3 protein-coding genes are annotated in these 769 nt (G+C 63.8%); all 3 read left to right on the top strand.

Features of this window, described 5'->3' with window-relative positions:
* Positions 1-138: DUF680 domain-containing protein (locus tag EOA33_RS37385; protein WP_127407833.1), on the top strand; the 138-nt coding region annotated here is incomplete at its 5' end.
* Positions 139-206: 68 nt separating this feature from the next.
* Positions 207-416 (top strand): DUF680 domain-containing protein, encoded by a 210-nt coding sequence (locus tag EOA33_RS37380; RefSeq protein WP_127407832.1) that lies wholly within the window; start codon positions 207-209, stop codon positions 414-416.
* A gap of 81 nt (positions 417-497) precedes the next feature.
* The gene (locus tag EOA33_RS37375; protein WP_126056947.1) at positions 498-737 is read left to right on the top strand and encodes a DUF680 domain-containing protein; all 240 of its coding nucleotides are present in this window, start codon (positions 498-500) and stop codon (positions 735-737) included.
* Positions 738-769 lie beyond the last annotated feature (32 nt).

Raw genomic sequence — 769 nt, 5'->3', positions numbered from 1 at the left:
GACCACTACGGTTCGAACGGTGCCAATCAGCCCGCCGCTGCCGTCGACAGCTCGTACACGGCTTCGGTCAAGAAGTCGGAACCGGTCGCTCAGACGCCGGCACAGGGCTCGGACCGCAACCTGTTCGGCAACAACTAACACACGATCCCTGACCGCGGTGGGCGATGCCCGCCGCTCGGGATCCTCAGAAATTCAGGAACACTAAGATGAAGAAAATCATCCTTGCCACCGCAGCCCTCCTGGCCATCTCGGGCGGCGCTTTCGCAGCCGGCAGCGACCACTTCGGTTCTGACGGTGCCAACCAGCCGGCCACCGCGGTCGACAGCTCGTACACGGCTTCGATCAAGCAGTCGCAGCCGGCCGCCGAGAAGCCCGCCAACCAGGGCAGCGACCGCAACCTCTTCGGCAACAACTAGGCCGATCCGGACCACGCTCCAACGGAAGATGGACGCGGCGGACAGGCTCGCCGCTCCGATGCAGATTCAGGAGTACCAGAAATGAAGAAGATTGCTCTTACCGCCGCCGCACTTTTGATCGCCGCCGGCAGCGCCTATGCCCGCAATGACAATGTTGGCGGGACTGACATTAATCAGCGGCCGGCCGCCGCCGGCGTCGACACCACCCAGACGTCTTCGACGCGCGACACCAGCTCGCCGGTCTACAAGCTGCTAAACTCGTCGGGCGACGTTGAGAAGTCCGCCCCTCAGGGCAGCGATCGCAACCTGTTCGGCCGCTAACAGCCGGACAGAGCCGCCCATTCCGGTTCCAC

The sequence above is a fragment of the Mesorhizobium sp. M4A.F.Ca.ET.050.02.1.1 genome (assembly GCF_003997725.1).
GTDB lineage: Bacteria > Pseudomonadota > Alphaproteobacteria > Rhizobiales > Rhizobiaceae > Mesorhizobium.
Note: the sequence above shows the minus strand (reverse complement) of the source record. Positions and strands in the feature narration are given on the sequence as shown.

Coding starts and splice junctions, on each gene's coding strand:
- EOA33_RS37380 (WP_127407832.1), top strand. CDS start 207: ATGAAGAAAATCATCCTTGCCACCGCAGCCCTCCTGGCCATCTCGGGC.
- EOA33_RS37375 (WP_126056947.1), top strand. CDS start 498: ATGAAGAAGATTGCTCTTACCGCCGCCGCACTTTTGATCGCCGCCGGC.